The organism is Streptomyces sp. NPDC057682 (genome assembly GCF_042799575.1).
Classification (GTDB): Bacteria; Actinomycetota; Actinomycetes; order Streptomycetales; family Streptomycetaceae; genus Streptomyces.
The window spans coordinates 49,475-65,720 of sequence record NZ_JBHVIN010000019.1 but is presented as its reverse complement, the minus strand read 5'-3'; the positions used below and the strand labels follow the sequence as shown (position 1 = coordinate 65,720).

Annotated in this window: 16 protein-coding genes; 6 read left to right on the top strand and 10 right to left on the bottom strand. The window is 73.3% G+C overall.

What is annotated here, in order from left to right:
- Positions 1 to 19 precede the first annotated feature (19 nt).
- Positions 20 to 1,351: a DUF1254 domain-containing protein gene (locus tag ACFVDM_RS30380; RefSeq protein WP_383647796.1), complete on the top strand. Its 1,332-nt coding sequence runs from the start codon at positions 20 to 22 to the stop codon at positions 1,349 to 1,351.
- A gap of 18 nt (positions 1,352 to 1,369) precedes the next feature.
- Here the strand turns inward: ACFVDM_RS30380 and ACFVDM_RS30375 are convergent, their stop codons facing one another.
- Together ACFVDM_RS30375 and ACFVDM_RS30370 are read right to left on the bottom strand one after the other, a co-directional pair.
- Positions 1,370 to 2,014 (bottom strand): GAP family protein, encoded by a 645-nt coding sequence (locus tag ACFVDM_RS30375; protein WP_383647793.1) that lies wholly within the window; start codon positions 2,012 to 2,014, stop codon positions 1,370 to 1,372.
- A gap of 187 nt (positions 2,015 to 2,201) precedes the next feature.
- The gene (locus tag ACFVDM_RS30370; protein ID WP_383647791.1) at positions 2,202 to 3,050 is read right to left on the bottom strand and encodes a LysR family transcriptional regulator; all 849 of its coding nucleotides are present in this window, start codon (positions 3,048 to 3,050) and stop codon (positions 2,202 to 2,204) included.
- 95 nt (positions 3,051 to 3,145) lie between these two features.
- Here ACFVDM_RS30370 and ACFVDM_RS30365 point away from each other — a divergent pair, with 95 nt between their 5' ends.
- On the top strand, positions 3,146 to 3,877 hold the full coding sequence (locus tag ACFVDM_RS30365; RefSeq protein WP_383647787.1) for an SDR family oxidoreductase: 732 nt from the start codon (positions 3,146 to 3,148) through the stop codon (positions 3,875 to 3,877).
- Positions 3,878 to 3,881: 4 nt separating this feature from the next.
- Here ACFVDM_RS30365 and ACFVDM_RS30360 read toward each other — a convergent pair whose 3' ends face one another.
- Positions 3,882 to 4,430 (bottom strand): PadR family transcriptional regulator, encoded by a 549-nt coding sequence (locus ACFVDM_RS30360; RefSeq protein ID WP_383647784.1) that lies wholly within the window; start codon positions 4,428 to 4,430, stop codon positions 3,882 to 3,884.
- 62 nt (positions 4,431 to 4,492) lie between these two features.
- Positions 4,493 to 6,508: an FAD-dependent oxidoreductase gene (locus ACFVDM_RS30355; RefSeq protein ID WP_383647781.1), complete on the bottom strand. Its 2,016-nt coding sequence runs from the start codon at positions 6,506 to 6,508 to the stop codon at positions 4,493 to 4,495.
- Between the two features lie 230 nt (positions 6,509 to 6,738).
- On the opposite strand from ACFVDM_RS30355, the gene ACFVDM_RS30350 reads away from it, so the two are divergent.
- Positions 6,739 to 7,269 (top strand): DoxX family protein, encoded by a 531-nt coding sequence (locus ACFVDM_RS30350; protein ID WP_383647778.1) that lies wholly within the window; start codon positions 6,739 to 6,741, stop codon positions 7,267 to 7,269.
- A 79-nt stretch (positions 7,270 to 7,348) separates the two neighbouring features.
- Here the strand turns inward: ACFVDM_RS30350 and ACFVDM_RS30345 are convergent, their stop codons facing one another.
- Together ACFVDM_RS30345 and ACFVDM_RS30340 are read right to left on the bottom strand one after the other, a co-directional pair.
- Complete coding sequence (locus ACFVDM_RS30345) at positions 7,349 to 9,019, bottom strand: FAD-dependent oxidoreductase (RefSeq protein WP_383647775.1); 1,671 nt, start codon at positions 9,017 to 9,019, stop codon at positions 7,349 to 7,351.
- A gap of 58 nt (positions 9,020 to 9,077) precedes the next feature.
- Positions 9,078 to 9,992, bottom strand: a complete 915-nt coding sequence (locus ACFVDM_RS30340; protein ID WP_383647772.1) for a diiron oxygenase — start codon at positions 9,990 to 9,992, stop codon at positions 9,078 to 9,080.
- Between the two features lie 330 nt (positions 9,993 to 10,322).
- Between ACFVDM_RS30340 and ACFVDM_RS30335 the strand changes: the two genes are divergently transcribed.
- Both ACFVDM_RS30335 and ACFVDM_RS30330 read left to right on the top strand, forming a co-directional pair.
- Entirely contained in the window at positions 10,323 to 10,748 is a 426-nt protein-coding gene (locus ACFVDM_RS30335; protein ID WP_383647769.1) for a DUF3592 domain-containing protein, read from the top strand.
- Between the two features lie 22 nt (positions 10,749 to 10,770).
- Positions 10,771 to 11,721: a sigma-70 family RNA polymerase sigma factor gene (locus tag ACFVDM_RS30330; RefSeq protein WP_383647766.1), complete on the top strand. Its 951-nt coding sequence runs from the start codon at positions 10,771 to 10,773 to the stop codon at positions 11,719 to 11,721.
- A 54-nt stretch (positions 11,722 to 11,775) separates the two neighbouring features.
- Here ACFVDM_RS30330 and ACFVDM_RS30325 read toward each other — a convergent pair whose 3' ends face one another.
- The 3 genes from ACFVDM_RS30325 to ACFVDM_RS30315 form a co-directional block, all read right to left on the bottom strand.
- Positions 11,776 to 12,189: an SgcJ/EcaC family oxidoreductase gene (locus ACFVDM_RS30325; RefSeq protein WP_383647763.1), complete on the bottom strand. Its 414-nt coding sequence runs from the start codon at positions 12,187 to 12,189 to the stop codon at positions 11,776 to 11,778.
- 132 nt (positions 12,190 to 12,321) lie between these two features.
- On the bottom strand, positions 12,322 to 13,542 hold the full coding sequence (locus ACFVDM_RS30320; RefSeq protein ID WP_383647760.1) for a metallophosphoesterase: 1,221 nt from the start codon (positions 13,540 to 13,542) through the stop codon (positions 12,322 to 12,324).
- 99 nt (positions 13,543 to 13,641) lie between these two features.
- Positions 13,642 to 14,277, bottom strand: a complete 636-nt coding sequence (locus ACFVDM_RS30315; protein WP_383647757.1) for a ScbR family autoregulator-binding transcription factor — start codon at positions 14,275 to 14,277, stop codon at positions 13,642 to 13,644.
- A 549-nt stretch (positions 14,278 to 14,826) separates the two neighbouring features.
- On the opposite strand from ACFVDM_RS30315, the gene ACFVDM_RS30310 reads away from it, so the two are divergent.
- Positions 14,827 to 15,507 (top strand): HAD family hydrolase, encoded by a 681-nt coding sequence (locus ACFVDM_RS30310; RefSeq protein WP_383647753.1) that lies wholly within the window; start codon positions 14,827 to 14,829, stop codon positions 15,505 to 15,507.
- Between the two features lie 28 nt (positions 15,508 to 15,535).
- Here ACFVDM_RS30310 and dhaL read toward each other — a convergent pair whose 3' ends face one another.
- The gene (gene dhaL, locus ACFVDM_RS30305) at positions 15,536 to 16,207 is read right to left on the bottom strand and encodes a dihydroxyacetone kinase subunit DhaL (protein WP_383647750.1); all 672 of its coding nucleotides are present in this window, start codon (positions 16,205 to 16,207) and stop codon (positions 15,536 to 15,538) included.
- Positions 16,208 to 16,246 lie beyond the last annotated feature (39 nt).

The window sequence follows — 16,246 nt, the reverse complement described above, 5'->3', positions numbered from 1 at the left end:
CGGCCCCCGGGAGAGACGCATGACGGACGCATCGCTGGAGAAGCTGGCCACCGAGGCCTGGCTGTACGGATATCCGCTGGTCACGGCAGCGGTGACGAAGCGCACCATGACGGCGGTCCCGGCCCGCGACGACGCGCGCCGCAAAGCGCCCGTCAACCAGTTCACGTACATGCGCACCACCCCGGACGCCGACTTCACCGAGGTCGTCTCGCCGAACGCGGACACCCTGTACTCCAGCGCCTGGCTCGACCTGTCCGAACAGCCCCTGGTGCTGAGCCTGCCCGACTTCGGCGACCGGTTCTGGATGGTCCCCGTCCTGGACGCCTGGTCCAACGTCTGCGCCGTCGTCGGCCGCCGTACGCACGGCTCCTCCGCCGGTCCGTTCCTGATCGCCGGACCCTCCTGGTCGGGAGCGACACCGCAGGGCCTCACCCTGCTGACCTCGCCCACGGCCGTGAACTGGATCATCGCCCGCTACGCGACCAGCGGGCCCGCGGACTTCCCGGCCGTCAACCGGCTCCAGGACGCCACCCGGCTCATCCCGCTCTCGGAGTGGACCGGCGACCCCGACGCCTTCACCCCGCCGAGCGATGTCCCCGTCGCCGAAGGCGTCGACTCCACGACACCGCCCGTCGACCAGGTCCACGCGCTCAGCGGCCACGCGTACATCACCCTTCTCAACCGAATGATGGTGGACAACCCGCCCGGCCCCGCCGACGCCCCGGCCCTGGAGCGGTTCGCCGCCCTCGGCATCGCCCCCGGCGCCGACCCGGACGCTCTCGCCCCCGCACAACGCGCCGCCCTGGACGCCGGGGCACGGCAGGGCCCCGAGACCCTGCGCACCCTGTTCGCCCGCGCGGAGTCCGCGAACACCGGCGGCTGGACCGTGCACCGGGGCCTGGGTGACTACGGGACCGACTACACCAAGCGCGCCCTCATCACCCGCTTCGGCTACGGGGCCAACCTCGACGCCGACGCCCTGTACCCGCACGCCACCACCGACTCCGAGGGCCGCCCGTTGAACGGAGCGCACACCTATGTGCTCCACTTCGGGCCCGGTGACACCCCGCCCGTCGACGGCTTCTGGTCGCTGACCATGATGAACGAGCACCAGTTGTTCGCCGCCAACCCGCTGGACCGCTATGCGATCGGCGACCGCAGCGGCATGCGGACCGACCCCGACGGCTCCCTGGACATCCTCGTCCAGCACGAGAACCCGGGCCCCGACCACGAGAGCAACTGGCTCCCGGCCCCCACCGGCAGCTTCAACGTCTTCCTGCGTCTGTACTGGCCGAAGCGGCCCGCCCTCACCGGCGACTGGACCCCGCCCACGCTGCGGCGCACCGGCTGACGCGGTCCGACGCGGGCCTCAGGTGACCAGGGCGTAGACGCTCGCGCCCATCAGCCACAGGCCGACGACCAGGGAGAGCGTGACGATCAGCTGCTCCTGGTGCCGGCCCAGCCAGTCCCGCAGGGCGTCCAACCGGGCCCCCGCCGCGGCGGGGGCCCACACCGCGTACATCTCCATGACGATGAGGCTCAGCGTGGCCAGCACACAGAAGCCGGTCAGCGCGAGCCAGTCCTCGGCGCCGGACAGATCCGCGTCCAGAGCCGTCGCCGCACCGGCTCCGACCAGCCCCCACGGCTGCACCAGCCATGCCAGCCCGGCCGCCGCGCCCCAGGAGGCGTGGTCGATCCGGGCGGCCCAGCGCGGGGTGCCGTGGGGCGGGTGCGGCCGGCGCCGGCGCCGTGCCCCGTACACCACCAGGCCCAGACCGATGGCGAGTTTCGCGGCCAGCGCGGCGGTCGAGGGCGCGGTGTGGCGGGCCGGGGGATGACCACCGGTCAGCAGCACCACCACGGCGATCACGGCGACCAGATTGGCCAGCCACGACAACAGGAACGCCAGCCCCAGCCGTACGCCGCGCCGGGCGGCGAGCAGCAGGATGAACGCGCTGTTGTGCAGGGGCCCCAAGGTGATGGCCGTGCCGATCACCGCCAGGTCGAGGACCATGGATCCAGTCGCTCCCGAGCGTCGGAACCGTCCGCCACCCGGGGACCGGGGACCGGGCGGGAGGGGGACACGGCACCGGCCCGGCGCCGCACCCCGACTGTCCGGGCGGCGGCGTGACGGGTCAAGCAGGCCACGCCGGTGAGCCACACGATGGGCGGTACCGGGCCGGCCGCCCCGCGACCGCCGGTCAGAGGCCGGTCGCCGTCCGGACGAGATCGGCGACGGCCCGCGAGCGGCTGTGCGGCGGCCAGGCGATCACCGTGGTGACCGTCGGCGCGTCCAGGACGGGCACGGTCGCCAGGTCACCGGGCAGATGGGTCCGGGCCGACTCCGGCAGCACCGCACACGTCCGGCCGAGCCCGATGAGCTGCAACAGCTGTGTGTGGTCGCGGACCTCCGGCCCCGGTCCGGGCCGGTAGGAGCCGTCGGGGCGCGGCCAGCGCGGCCGGGGCAGGTCCGGCACCGCGACGGTGTCCGCCAGCATCACATGGGGCCGGGCGGCGAGCGGATGGCCGGAGGGCAGGACCACCACCTGGCCCTCCGAGCCCAGCTCCTCCGTGTCGAACCCGGTCGTGGAATCGAACGGCCGGTGCAGCAGGGCCACATCGGCCCGGCCCTCCCGCAGATAGCGCTCCTGCTCGGCGGGGCCGCACAGCACGACGTCCACCGGGACCGCGCCGGGCTCGGCGGCGTAGGCGTCGAGCAGCTTCGCCAGCACGTCCTTGGACGCACTCGCCTTGGCCACCAGCACCACGCTCGGTCCGCCGGTCGCGGAGGGGGCGGCGCGGCGGGTCCGGCGCTCGGCGGCCTCGACCTGGTCGAGGGCCGCCCGGCCCTCCACCAGCAGCACCTGCCCGGCCTCGGTCAGTGACACCGAGCGGTTGGTCCGCTCCAGCAGCACGGTGCCCAGCCGGCGTTCGAGCTGCTGGACCGCCCGGGACAGGGGCGGCTGAGCGATCCCGAGCCGCTGCGCCGCGCGCCCGAAGTGCAGCTCCTCGGCGACGGCGACGAAGTAACGAAGTTCCCGGGTCTCCACGGCGCCACCGTACCCCGGATCAATACCCTGACGGTATCGTTCCCGGCCTCATCGGTCTTGGACCGTCGCGGGGCCCCGGAAGCAGCATGGTCCCCATGAGCGAACGAACGATTGCGCTGGTCACCGGCGCGAACAAGGGAATCGGTTACGAGATCGCCGCGGGCCTGGGCGCCCTCGGCTGGAGCGTCGGCGTCGGCGCCCGCGACGAGGAGCGCCGGAACACCGCGGTGGAGAAGCTGCGGGCCGCCGGCGTCGACGCGTTCGGCGTCCCGCTGGACGTCACCGACGACGCGAGCGCCACCGCCGCCGCACGGTTGATCGAGGACCGGGCCGGACGCCTCGATGTCCTCGTCAACAACGCGGCCATCACGGGCTCCATGCCGCAGGAACCCACCCGGGTCGACCCCGCCGTCATCCGGACCGTCGTCGAGACCAATGTGATCGGCGTCGTCCGCGTGACCAACGCCATGCTGCCGCTGCTGCGCCGCTCCGCGGCACCGCGGATCGTGAACATGTCCAGCGGGGTCGGCTCCCTCACCCGGCAGTCCCAGGACGGTGCCGAGGACACGACGGGGCCGATCTCCGCCGCGTACACCCCGTCGAAGACGTTCCTGAACGCCCTCACCGTCCAGTACGCCCGTGAGCTGACGGGCACGAACATCCTCATCAACGCCGGCTGCCCCGGCTTCGTCGCGACCGATCTCAACGGTTTCCGCGGCACTCGCGCCCCCGCCCAGGGAGCGGCGATCGCCATCCGGCTCGCGACCCTGCCCGACGACGGTCCGACCGGCGGGTTCTTCGAGGACGCGGGTCCGGTGCCCTGGTGACGCGCTAAATGTGCGAGGCGGCCGTGCCCGCGTCCGCGTCCAGGGCGCGGGCCAGCCAGCCGATCCAGAAGTTCTCCAGATCGATGCCGCCGCGCAGGACCAGATGGCGCAGCCGGTCCTCGGGAGCGTCCCGGCCGGGCGGGAAGTCCCGCTCCTCGATCGCCTCGTACTCCGCGAGCCGCTGCCGGTGCAGCGCGAGGTGCCGGCGCAGCTCCGCGTCCAGGTCCCCCGCCCCGACGACCGCAGCCGCCCGGATCCGCAGGAGCAGCGGATCGCGGATCTGCTTGGGGTCCTCCGGCAGGTCCACCCAGGCGGACAGCGCCGCGCGGCCCGCCGGCAGCACCTCGTACTCCTTCTTCTGCCCCCGGGCCGGCTGTGCGGGTGCGATGGCCCGGATCTGCCCGGCGTGCTCCAGCTTGCCCAGCTCGCGGTAGATCTGCTGATGCGTCGCCGACCAGAAGTAGCCGATCGAGCGGTCGAACCTGCGGGTCAGCTCCAGCCCCGACGAGGGCTTTTCGAGCAGGGCGGTGAGGATCGCGTGCGGGAGTGACATGGGAGGCATCCTAGGGACGGCGGGCGGACCGGCCGCCCGCCGTCCCGGGCCCGGCCGACGGGTCAGAGCGCTGCGGCGAGTTCGGTGCCCTGGCGGATCGCCCGCTTCGCGTCCAGTTCGGCCGCGGCGTCCGCGCCCCCGATGAGATGCGCGGACCGCCCGGCGGCGCGCAGCTCCTCGTACAGGTCGCGGCGCGGTTCCTGTCCGGCGCAGAGGACGATCGTGTCGACGGGCAGCAACTGCGGCTCGCCGTCGACCGTCAGGTGCAGTCCCTCGTCGTCGATGCGCTCGTAGCCGACCCCGGCGACCGTGCGGACACCCCGGTGCCGCAGTTCGGTGCGGTGGATCCAGCCCGTCGTCTTCCCCAGGCCCGCGCCGACCTTGCCGGTGCGGCGCTGGAGGAGGTGGACGGTGCGCGGGGACTTCGCGCGCTCGGCCGTGCCGAGCCCGCCGCGCTCGCGGTACGCCGTGTCGACGCCCCACTGCCGGAAGAACGTCTCCGGGTCCCGGCTCGCCGCGTCGCCGCCGTCGGTCAGGAACTCGGCCACGTCGAAGCCGATTCCGCCCGCGCCGATGAGGGCCACCCGGTCCCCGACCGGTGCGCCGTGGCGCAGCACGTCCAGGTAGCCGACGACGCTCGGGTGGTCGATGCCCGGGATGTCCGGCGTGCGGGGGGTGACGCCGGTCGCCAGGACGATCTCGTCGAAGCCGTCGAGAGCGTCGGCCTCCACCCGGCTGCCCAGGCGCAGTTCGACCTTCTCCTCGGCCAGCCGGGTGCGGAAGTAGCGCAGCGTCTCGTCGAACTCCTCCTTGCCCGGCACCCGGCGGGCCACGTCGAGCTGGCCGCCGATCTCGTCGGCGGCGTCGAAGAGCGTCACCGCGTGGCCGCGTCCGGCGGCCGTGACCGCGCAGGCCAGCCCGGCCGGACCGGCCCCGACGACGGCGACGCGCTTGCGCGTCCGGGTCGGCGAGAGGGTCAGCTCGGTCTCGTGGCAGGCCCGCGGGTTGACCAGGCAGGAGGTGACCTTGCCGCTGAAGACGTGGTCCAGGCAGGCCTGGTTGCACCCGATGCAGGTGTTGATCGCGTCCGCGCGCCCCGCCTCGGCCTTGGCCACGAAGTCCGGGTCGGCGAGGAAGGGCCGGGCCATCGACACCATGTCCGCGCGCCCGGAGGCCAGGATCTCCTCCGCGACCTCGGGGGTGTTGATGCGGTTGCTGGTCACCAGCGGTACGGAGACGGCGCCGCGCACCTTCTCGGTCACCCAGGTGAAGGCGCCGCGCGGCACCGAGGTCGCGATGGTGGGGATCCGCGCCTCGTGCCAGCCGATCCCGGTGTTGATGATCGTCGCCCCGGCCGCCTCGATCTCCCGGGCCAGGTGCACGACTTCCTCCAGCGAGGAGCCGCCGGGCACGAGGTCCAGCATGGAGAGCCGGTAGATCAGGATGAAGTCGCTGCCGACCCGCTCCCGGACCCGGCGCACGATCTCGACGGCGAAGCGGATGCGGTTCTCGTACGAACCGCCCCACCGGTCCTCGCGGTGATTGGTCGCGGAGGCGATGAACTCGTTGATCAGATAGCCCTCGGAGCCCATGATCTCGACCCCGTCGTAGCCGGCGCTCCGGGCCAGTGCCGCCGCGGTGACGAAGTCCTCGATGGTCTCCTCGACCTCCTCGTCCGTCAGCGCGTGCGGGGTGAACGCGCTGATCGGGGCCTGGATCGCGCTCGGTGCCACCAGTGCGGGGTGGTGCGCGTAGCGCCCGAAGTGCAGGATCTGCATTGCGATCCGGCCGCCGGCCGCGTGCACGGCCGAGGTGACCTCGGCGTGCCGGGCGGCCTCCGCCTCGGTGGTCATCCTGGCGCCGCCGGGCATCGAGCAGCCGCGTTCGTTCGGCGCGATGCCGCCGGTGACCATGAGGCCGACCCCGCCCCGGGCGCGTTCGGCGTAGAACGCGGCCATGCGCGCGAAGCCGTTCTCGGCCTCCTCCAGGCCGACGTGCATCGATCCCATGACCACCCGGTTGGGAAGGGTGGTGAACCCGAGGTCCAGCGGGCTCAGCAGATGGGGGTACGGGCTCATGCGGCGTCTCCTCGCGCAGTGTCGTCGCACCAGTTCTAGAGGAGCCGCCCGCCATTGTGCAACAAGTTGCACAATGGCGAATGTCGCACTGTGTCACGGGTCACGGCCCCAGTGGAGTGCGCCCGAACGGAGCAGTACCGCAGCCCGTCGGCACGGCCCGGCGCGGAGAGTGGGGGACGTACGGCTCCGGGCCCGCTTCCGGCCGGCCCCCGAACCCATCCGGAGTCCTCATGGGCAGCGTCAACCGTCATGACCTCGGCCTGCTGGCCCTGCGGGTCGGCACCGGCGCGGTGCTGGCCGCGCACGGCACCCAGAAACTCGCCGGCTGGTTCGGCGGCGGAGGCATCGAGGGAACCACGGCGGCGATGGAGGCCATGGGCTTCCACCCGCCGAAGCACAGCGCGGTCGCCGCGGGTCTCGGCGAGGCGGGCGGTGGCGCCCTGCTGGCGCTCGGCCTGGCCACCCCGGCCGCCGGGGCCGCAGCCGCGGGCGCCATGGCGGGCGCGGTGGCCGTCCACGCCCCGGCGGGCTTCTTCGCCCAGGGCGGCGGCTACGAGTACCCGGCGTTCCTCGGCTTCACGGCGGCCGCCATCGGGCTGATCGGTCCCGGCCGCTATTCCGTGGACCACGCCACCCGGCACGCCTTCAACCAGCCCTGGACGGTCGCCCTGGCCTTCCTCGGCAGCGCCGCCGCGGCGGCCGCCGTCGTCGGCAAGCGCGCCAGGGCGCAGTCCGAGCCGCTGGAGACCTTCGACGAGTGACGGGGCGGGGGAGGCCCGATGGATACGGCCGGCGCGGCCCGGTCCGGACGCCGCGCGAGGCGCCGGACCGGGCGACCGGTCAGCGCGGAGACCGCCGCAGGCCCCCGCGCGCGGCGGCGACGAGCGCCGGGACCGTGTCGAACTTGACCCGGGGGCGGCCCAGCGCGCGCCCCCTGGCCTGCTCGGCCCGGTCGATGGCCGCCAGCCCCCGGGCATCGACGACCTGGCGGCCACGGCGGCGCGCGAGTTTCCCGAACGCCCTGGCCGGGTGGGCGGGGGAGGGCAGTGCACCCGCGACGGCGTCCTCCAGCAGCGTGCCGACGGTCTCGGCGGCGCAGGTCCGGTTGGCTCCGATGCCGCCGGACGGGCCGCGCTTGATCCAGCCGACGACGTAGGTGCCGGCGCGACCCGCGACCCGGCCGCCCTCGTGGGGCACGGTGCCGGTCGCCTCGTCGAAGGGGAGCCCGGGGACCGGGACGCCCCGGTAGCCGATGGCCCGCAGGAACAGCCCCGCCGGGACGACCGACTCCCCGTCCGCGCCGGACACCCGCACACCGCCCACGCGGCTCGCGGAGTCCCCGTCCGCGGAGTCCCGGCCCACCACCTCCACCGGAGCGGAGTGGAAGCGGAGCACGATCCGGCGCCCCTCGGGCGGGGGCTCCGACCAGTCGACCGTCTCGCGGGGGAGCCGCCGCAGCAGGGCCGCCTTGTCGCCGGGGGCCGCAGCGTCGATGGCCTCGGCGGTCCGGGGATCGTGGGTGTCGACGACCAGCGCGACGTCCGGGAGGTGCGTGAGCGCGAGGAGTTCGGAGACGGTGGCGGCGATGTCCTCGGGCCCGCGCCGGCCGAGCAGGACGACCTCGCGCACCCGTGAGTCGCGCAGCGCGGCGAGCGCGCGGTCGGAGATGTCGGTACGGGCCAGGGCCGCCGGGTCCGCGACGAGGATCCGGGCCACGTCCAGGGCGACGTTGCCGTTGCCCGTGACGACCACGCGCTCCGCGTCCAGTCCGGCGCCCGCCGGGACGGCCTCGGGGTGTGCGTTGTACCAGGCCACGAACGAGGTGGCCGCGAGGGAGCCGGGCAGGTCCTCGCCCGGTATGCCGAGCCGGCGGTCGGTGGAGGCGCCGACCGCGTAGATCACCGCGTCGTGGTGGGCGGCGATCTCCTCGACGGTGACGTCCTTGCCGACCTCGACCCCCAGGTGCATGCGGACCCGGGGGTGGGAGTGGAACCGGGCGAAGGTCTCGCCCACGCCCTTGGTCGCCGGATGGTCCGGCGCCACCCCGTACCGCACCAGGCCGCCCGCCACCGGCAGCCGGTCGATCAGGGTCACCTCGGCGCCGGTGTTCAGCAGCAGGTCCTCGGCCGCGTACATGCCCGCCGGGCCGGTCCCGACCACGGCGACCCGGATCGGTGCGAAGTCCGACGGCAGGCTGCGGGGGAACGAGGGCTCGCCCCAGGCGTGGAAGTTCGGCGCGGCGGCCCGCTGCGGCGCCCGGTCCGCGTAGTACGCGGAGTTGACGGCGGCGTACTCCTTCCGCGCCCCGAAGAGGCTGTCCACCGGGAAGATCGCGTCCACCGGGCAGGCGTCCGCGCAGGCGCCGCAGTCGATGCAGGTCGCCGGGTCGACGTAGAGCATCTCGGTGCGGCCGAAGTCCGGCTCGTCGGGCGTCGGATGGATGCAGTTGACGGGACACACGGCGACACAGGTGGCGTCGCTGCAACAGGTCTGGGTGATGGCGTAGGTCATCGGGTCAGCTCGGTCTCTCGGATCGACTGGGTCGCGCGGATCGGGCGGTTCGGCCGGATCAGATCAGGTGGGCGCGCTTGTAGAAGAAGAGGGCGGGGCGGGTGAGCAGCCGGCACGAGGCCAGGAACTCCATCAGGCCCGAACAGCTGGCCCGCATACGGGACTTGTGGTGCTCGTTGCGCGCGGCCTCGGCGCGGGCGCGGTCCCCGTCGAGACCCGCGTTGGCGTACACGTCGGGGTGCACCATGCTGGTGACGATGTAGTACGCGGTGATGGCGATGACCAGCGAGTTGATCTGCCGCCGCAGCCGGCCGGCGCCGCGCAGCCGGGTGCGGGTCTCGTCGCGGGCGAACTTCATGTGGCGCGACTCCTCCACCACATGGATGTTGTTGATGGTGCGGACGAAGGGCGCCACGCGCTCGTCGCGCATCCAGTCGCGCTGCATCACGTCGAGCACCTCCTCGGCCACGAGGATCGCCGCGTAGGCCGACTCGCCGAAGGCGAGCGTCTTGAAGGCGCGGCCCAGCTCGACCACCATCCGCTGCGGGCGGTAGGCGGGCGCGCCCAGCTTCGCCGCGCCGCGCGCGAACATGATGGAGTGCCGGCACTCGTCGGCGACCTCGGTGAGCGCCCACTGGAACCGGGGATCGGTCGGATCCTTGGCGTACATGTCGCGCAGCACCAGCTGCTGGAGGATCATCTCGAACCAGATCCCGGTGCTGGCGACCGACGCGGCCTCCTGCCGGGTCAGCGCCTTGCGCTGGTCCTCCGTCATCTCCTTCCAGTACGCGGTGCCGTAGAGCGTGCTCCACTCCGGGCTCGCGCCGTGGTGCCCGGTGTCGAGCGGGGTCTCCCAGTCCACCTCGGTCGCCGGGTCGTACGAGAGCTTCGCGGAGGAGTCGAGGAGGCGCCGGGCGACGTCCTGCTCGGCGAGCCGGTCCTGGTCCCCCGGCCGAACGGTGCTGCTTGCCATGGTGCGGGCTCCTTGAATCGAGACGGGCCGATCCGACGGCTGCCCCTGTTCCCCGGCCCCGTCCCGTGTCCGCCGACGGGGCGGGGCCCATGAGCGCCGCCCGCGCTTGTTAGACGTCACGTCTAGCAAGCTGTTAGACGGAAGGTATAGCAAGAGGGCCGCGCAGCCTACCCCCGTGCGGAGAATCCGTACGATGTCTCCACCGTTACGGGCCCGGAGAGCCGTCCAGGACCCTTGTCGCCGCCGTCCCCGCCGGGGATCATGGCGACTGCGCCGCCGGACCGTACCGGACCCGGACCCACGGCGGACCGGACCGGATTCTGGGGAGCCATGGTCATCGCACTCGTCTACTTCGTCATCTCCATGACGGGGACCCTGACCTTCGCCCGGTCCATGGACCGGCAGCTCGAAAGCCCCCGCCTGCGCGCGGCCTGGGACGGCCGCACCGCCGAGGCCCGGTGCACCTCCGTGCGCACGGAGGAGACCCAGGACGCCGACGGCGTCCCGACCACCGTCTCCCGCGTCACGCTGGAATTCTCCACGGCCGACGGCCGGACCGTCTCGTTGGAGGAGGACCGCAGCCGACTCGCCCCGAAGGAGGGCGACTTCGTGACGGTGTACTACGCCGAGGACGCGCCCGAGGAGGCGACCGCCCGCACCCCCTCCTTCGGGCTCCGCCACGCCAGGGCGGTCATCACCGCCTTCGGCTCGCTCTGCGCGGTGGTGGGCGCCGTCGTCCTGGGCGGAGTGCTCTGAGCCCCGCGGGACGACCACGCACATGACACCCGCCACGGCGGACTTCGGCCGGCGGATCGACGCCCACCGCCCCGAACTCCTCGCGCACTGCTACCGGATGCTGGGCTCGCTCCACGACGCGGAGGACCTCGTCCAGGAGACCTGCCTGCGCGCCTGGCGCGCCCGCGACCGGTACGACGGCACGAAGGCCTCGCTCCGCACCTGGCTCTACCGCATCGCGACCAACGCCTGCCTCACCGCGCTCGACGGCCGCGCCCGGCGCCCCCTTCCCTCCGGACTGGCGGCCCCGAGCGAGGACCCGGCCGCACCCCTCGTACGCGGCGAGGTCGCCTGGCTCCAGCCGCTCCCGGACGCCCTGCTCGGCACGGACCCGGGCGCCGCCGTCCGGGGATCCCTGCGGCTGGCGTTCGTCGCCGCCGTCCAGCACCTCTCCGCGCGCGGCCGGGCCGCCCTGATCCTCCGTGACGTGCTGGAGTTCTCCGCCGCCGAGACCGCCGGGATCCTCGACATGACGGTCCCCGCGGTCAACAGCGCCCTGCAGCGCGCCCGCGACCGGCTGCGCACGGCCGGTGTCCCCGAGGACGACCTCGCCGAGCCGCCCGAACGGGAGGTCCGGGCCCGGATCGACCGCTTCGTCGAGGCCTTCGAACGCGCCGATGTGACCGCCATCAAGGAGCTGCTGACCCGGGACGTGCTCCTGGAGATGCCGCCGATGACCAACTGGTTCCTCGGCCGCGACCACTACGGCGCGTTCATGGACTGGGTGTTCTCCCGCTGTACGGACTGGCGCACCCTGCGCACCTCGGCGAACGGCCAGCCCGCCTTCGCCGCCTACCGGCGGGCGGACGAGGGCGGGTACCGCCTCCACACCCTCCAGGTCCTCACCGTCACCACGACGGGGATCAGCCGCAACACGGTGTTCCAGGACGCGGAGGTCTTCGCCGCCTTCGCGCTCCCGCAGCGGCTGCCGTAGGGGACCGGACGCACCGCGCCCCCGCCCGGCGTACGGACGGGGGCGCGGCGGGGCTCACGCCGAAGTCGGCGTGACGACGGGGCTGTTGTGGTACGCCACGATTCTCCAGGCGCCGTCGCCCTTCTCCAGCACCCAGGTCGCGTACACGGAACGGCCCTCCGGCACCTCGGTCTCGCCCGGGAACAGGACCGCGGTCTCGCTCACGACGACCGCGCCGCCGCCGCCCAGGAAGCGGATGCTGTCCAGCCGGTCGACGGTCGTGCTCCCCTTGAGGACGGAGGCGAAACCGGCGGCCATGGTGGCCCGCGCCTCCTCCCTGGACCTGCGGTACGAACCGGGCAGGATCGCGGTGGCGTCCTCCCGGTAGTCCGCGACGAACGCCTCCGCGTCCCCCGCCGCCCACGCCCGGTAGACACCCTCCAGAACCGCCCTGACGGCCGCCTCGTCGTGCGCTCGGTTCACGGTCATGACTCACTCCTCGTGCTCGGCCGTGTCGAGGGCCCGTCGAAGGCCCACCGGTACATACCGGCGAGGGGGCCGGAACTCATCGCGCCCGCCCGAGGAATTCTCCGGGTGGGCGCGAGAGGGCCGGGGCCGGGTCTACGCGGAGGCTCCGGCGCGCGGCGAGCGCAGCACGAGCAGGGTGATCTCGCTGGGCGCGAAGACCCGGAACGGCGGACCCCAGAACCCGGTGCCCCGGCTGGTGTACAGCAGGGTGCGCTCGCCGTGGCGGCTGAGGCCGGCGAGGACCGGCTGGTCGATGCGGACCAGATGGTGGAAGGGCCAGATCTGGCCGCCGTGGGTGTGCCCGGAGAGCTGGAGGTCGATGCCCGCGGCCGCCGCCCGGTCGACGAACTTCGGCTGGTGGGCCAGGAGCAGCACCGGATCACCGGGGTCCGCGCCGTCCAGCGCCCCGTCGAGGTGCGCCCCGTGGCCGGCCAGCCCCGAGGACTCGGCCGTGACGTCGTCCACCCCGGCGACCACCAGGGTGTCGCCGCCGCGCTCCAGCAGCAGATGGCGGTTGCGCAGCGGTTCCCAGCCCAGCTCGTCCATCAGATCGACCCAGCCCTGGGCCTCGCTGTAGTACTCGTGGTTGCCGGTGACGTAGACGCGGGCCCACGAGGCCCGCACCGTGCCGAGCGGGGCGGCCTGGGCGCGGCGCCGTTCGGCGGTGCCGTCCGCGATGTCGCCGGTGTGGCAGACGACATCGGCCTCCAGCCCGTTCACCGTCTCGCAGACCCGTTCCGACCAGCGCACCCGGTCGAGCGGTCCGTAGTGCGTGTCCGTGACGAGCGCGACCCGGGTGCCGTCGAGCCCGGCGCCCAGGCGCGGCAGTTCCACCTCCACCCGGCGCACCCGGGGAACCCGGCGCGCCTCGACGTACCCCCAGACCAGCAGCGCGGCCGTCACGCCGAGCACGGCCCAGGTCACGATGCGGGCCCGCTCCTGCCCCGTTCCGACCCCGCCCACGGCCAGAGCGGCCCGCAGGAGGACACCGAGCAGCACGGACCAGGTGAACAGCACCCACGCACCGCCGAGCAGACCGTCCCCGAGGACCGCCGCCCCGTCCCGCTGCCGGCGCCCGTGGCCCCGCATCATCGCCACCGGCATCACGACCAGACCGGCCACGCACACCGCCGTCCCGGCCCACCGGACCGCGGACGGCCACCCCTGCCCGGCGTGCAGCAGCGCCCAGCAGGGCACCGCCCACAGCAGCACCGGCGCGACCAGGGGAACGAAGCGCATGATGCGCCGCAGCCGGCCCGGCCCCGGGCGCGGCCTCTCCGGATCGGCGCGTCGCGTATTGCTGGTGTCGGTCACGTGTTCCCTCCCCGACCGGGCTTCCGTCCCGCGCACTGTATCCGGTGGGCCTCGGTGTCCCGTTCCCGAAAGGGCGCCGGAAAGGGGTCGGCGCCGTCCTCACGCCCCGGCCGGCATCCGCTCCCGCGCGCGGGCGAGCAGACCGGCCGGATCCGGCGCGGCCTGGAGGGAGGTGAGCGTCAGCAGCCACCACTGGTCGAACTGCTCCTTCCGGCTCCGTCCGCCCGGCAGTTCGTCGGCCAGCGTGCACAGTCCGAAGAACGCGCACACGAGCGTCACGGCCGCGGTCGACGGCTTCACTCCGGCCGCCAGCTCGCCCCGCGTACGCGCCTGGGCGAGAAGCCGGGTGACGGCCACGGCCCATACGCCGAAGGGGGCGGGCACGACCGCGTCGATGCCCCGGCGCTCCGCCCACAGCCGGGCGCCCGCGCGCGCCATCACGTCCTCGGTGAGGGAGCGTGCGACCCCCAGGCTCAGGACGACCAGCTTCTCCAGCGGGGGGACTCCGGGCGCGGCGTAGGAGTCGGCGAGCCGGGGCCAGGTGGCGAACTGTTCCCGGGCCACCGCCAGGGCCAGTTTCTCCTTGCTCGCATAATGAAAATAGATCGCGCCGCTGGTTTTTCCCGAGTGATCACTTATGTCATTGACGCTCGTTCCCGCGTATCCCTGTTCGGCAAATAGATGTGCCGCCGATTCCAGCAGCGCCGTGCGGGTCGCCCGAGCCCTGTCCTGCATATATGTTCCGCCTTCGCTCATATGTTCTGTCAATGCGTCCAGGAAATGCGGCTCCTCTCCGCGAGGGCGCAGTCGCGTCGCGCGAAGATCTTATTATTCGCCCGTCGCGCGTGGGTGCGGGTTCACGCAATCCGCACGCGGTGGGGGAGGGGCGCTTGTTCTGGGTTCATGGCCGGGCGGGGTGGGCGTGGGGATCCGAAGGCGGTGTTCACCAGGTGCTTTGCCGGATTTCGGGCCCCGCGATTCCCTTTCCGCCCCGTTCGCGCGTCCCGGTCATCGGGGTCCAGGGCATTTCCGTGCACTCGAATTGGTGATTGCGGGAATGGGAGTCGCGAAATAACGTAACCATCACGATGTTTCTGGCCGAAGCCACGACCATCGATCCAGATCCGCGACGCGCCCCGCGCCGTGCACGCGGTCGCAGCAGCCGTGCCCCGTCGCACGGCTCCCCCCTCGCTGCGCATTCGTGACCCGTATCCCGGCATCTCTCCGCCATGCGTGCATCCGTGTGCCCGAGCGGTCGGCGCAGTCCTCGAGAACGGCAGTTACATGACAGTTCGCAATATCCTCGCCTGGTCCCCGTCCGCCATCGTCTTCGACTGCGACGGAACCCTGATGGACACGGAACGACACTGGCAGGAGGCCCGGAACGCCACCTTCAGGGTCTTCGGTCTGAAGCCTCCGGCCGGATTCGCCGACCGTGCCAAGGGCGTGCACTACACGGAGTGCGGCACGCTCATGGCCGAGGAGACCGGAAAGCCGGACCTCGCCGACGACATGGCGGCCACGCTCCTCGCCACGTTCACCGCACTGGTGGACGAGGACCCCGTCACCATTCCGGGAGCGACGGCCCTGGTGCGGTCGGCCGCCCGGCACCTTCCCCTGGCGGTCGCGAGCAACTGCCCCCGGACGATGGTGGAGGCATGCCTGGACAGGGCCGGACTCCTCGGCTTCTTCAGTCATGTCGTCGTGGCCGGCGAGGGCGTACGGCCGAAGCCGGAGCCCGACGTCTACAGCGCGGCCGTCCGCCTCTGCGGCATCCCACCGAACGAGGCGCTGGCCGTGGAGGACTCCCTCACGGGCATGGAATCCGCTCGCCGGGCGGGCCTCCGCGTCATCGGAATCGGTTCCCGCCCACAGGGCCCCGACGCCGAGCGGGCGGACCTGTGGGTCGAGAGCCTCGCCGATCCGAAGCTGGAGTGCTGGGCCCGCGACCGCATCGGCGAGTAGGGCGACCGGCCCGGCCGGCGCCCGTCGGTCAGCCGGTGGGCCGGAGCAGCGGTCCGAGGGCGGGCACGGCGCCGGCCGCGGAGGCGAAGAACAGGGCGATGCCCACCGCTCCGGGGTCGGGTACGCCCGTCGCCCGTTCGCCGAGATAGCTGGCCCGGCCCATGCGCGCCGCCAGCGAAGCAGTGTCCCGGACGCCCTGCCAGGCGGCGTCCGCCGCCGCTGCCAAGGCCTCCGCGGCCGGCGCGCTCCCCGCCGCCCGCAGTGCGGCCGCCGCCGGATCCAGCGCGTCGACCAGCGTCTTGTCGCCCGGGGCGGCGTCGCCCACACGGCGGATCGCGGCAAGGCCCTGGGCGGTTCCCTCGGCGAGTGCGGCGGTCGTCAACTGCGGACCGGAGTCCGCGGCGGCCCTGCTCAGCGCCTGGAACAGCAGACCGAACAGCGGACCGCTGGTTCCGCCGATCTCGTCGAGGAAGGAGGCGGCCATGACGCCCAGGGGCTCCGCGGGCCCGGCCGAATCCTCCGTCCGGTCGAGCGGAGGACCGGCGGCCCGGACACCGGCCGCGAGATTGGTCCCGAAGTCGCCGTCCCCCGCCTGCTGGTCGAGCGCGGTCAGCTCGGCCTCGGTGGCGTACACCGAATCGGCGAAGCGGCGCATCCAGTCGCGGGTCCGTGTCCCGTCGAACGCGGCCGTGGTCGTCATGGGGCGGTCCTCCTGCTCCTGTCACCGGGCCGCCGGGGG

What these genes read in the sequence shown, in the direction of transcription:
- dhaL (WP_383647750.1), bottom strand. Translation starts at nt 16,207, where the DNA reads ATGACGACCACGGCCGCGTTCGACGGGACACGGACCCGCGACTGGATG.
- ACFVDM_RS30380 (WP_383647796.1), top strand. Translation starts at nt 20, where the DNA reads ATGACGGACGCATCGCTGGAGAAGCTGGCCACCGAGGCCTGGCTGTAC.
- ACFVDM_RS30315 (WP_383647757.1), bottom strand. Translation starts at nt 14,277, where the DNA reads ATGCAGGACAGGGCTCGGGCGACCCGCACGGCGCTGCTGGAATCGGCG.
- ACFVDM_RS30335 (WP_383647769.1), top strand. Translation starts at nt 10,323, where the DNA reads ATGGTCATCGCACTCGTCTACTTCGTCATCTCCATGACGGGGACCCTG.
- ACFVDM_RS30365 (WP_383647787.1), top strand. Translation starts at nt 3,146, where the DNA reads ATGAGCGAACGAACGATTGCGCTGGTCACCGGCGCGAACAAGGGAATC.
- ACFVDM_RS30360 (WP_383647784.1), bottom strand. Translation starts at nt 4,430, where the DNA reads ATGTCACTCCCGCACGCGATCCTCACCGCCCTGCTCGAAAAGCCCTCG.
- ACFVDM_RS30345 (WP_383647775.1), bottom strand. Translation starts at nt 9,019, where the DNA reads ATGACCTACGCCATCACCCAGACCTGTTGCAGCGACGCCACCTGTGTC.
- ACFVDM_RS30375 (WP_383647793.1), bottom strand. Translation starts at nt 2,014, where the DNA reads ATGGTCCTCGACCTGGCGGTGATCGGCACGGCCATCACCTTGGGGCCC.
- ACFVDM_RS30325 (WP_383647763.1), bottom strand. Translation starts at nt 12,189, where the DNA reads ATGACCGTGAACCGAGCGCACGACGAGGCGGCCGTCAGGGCGGTTCTG.
- ACFVDM_RS30350 (WP_383647778.1), top strand. Translation starts at nt 6,739, where the DNA reads ATGGGCAGCGTCAACCGTCATGACCTCGGCCTGCTGGCCCTGCGGGTC.
- ACFVDM_RS30330 (WP_383647766.1), top strand. Translation starts at nt 10,771, where the DNA reads ATGACACCCGCCACGGCGGACTTCGGCCGGCGGATCGACGCCCACCGC.
- ACFVDM_RS30355 (WP_383647781.1), bottom strand. Translation starts at nt 6,508, where the DNA reads ATGAGCCCGTACCCCCATCTGCTGAGCCCGCTGGACCTCGGGTTCACC.
- ACFVDM_RS30310 (WP_383647753.1), top strand. Translation starts at nt 14,827, where the DNA reads ATGACAGTTCGCAATATCCTCGCCTGGTCCCCGTCCGCCATCGTCTTC.
- ACFVDM_RS30340 (WP_383647772.1), bottom strand. Translation starts at nt 9,992, where the DNA reads ATGGCAAGCAGCACCGTTCGGCCGGGGGACCAGGACCGGCTCGCCGAG.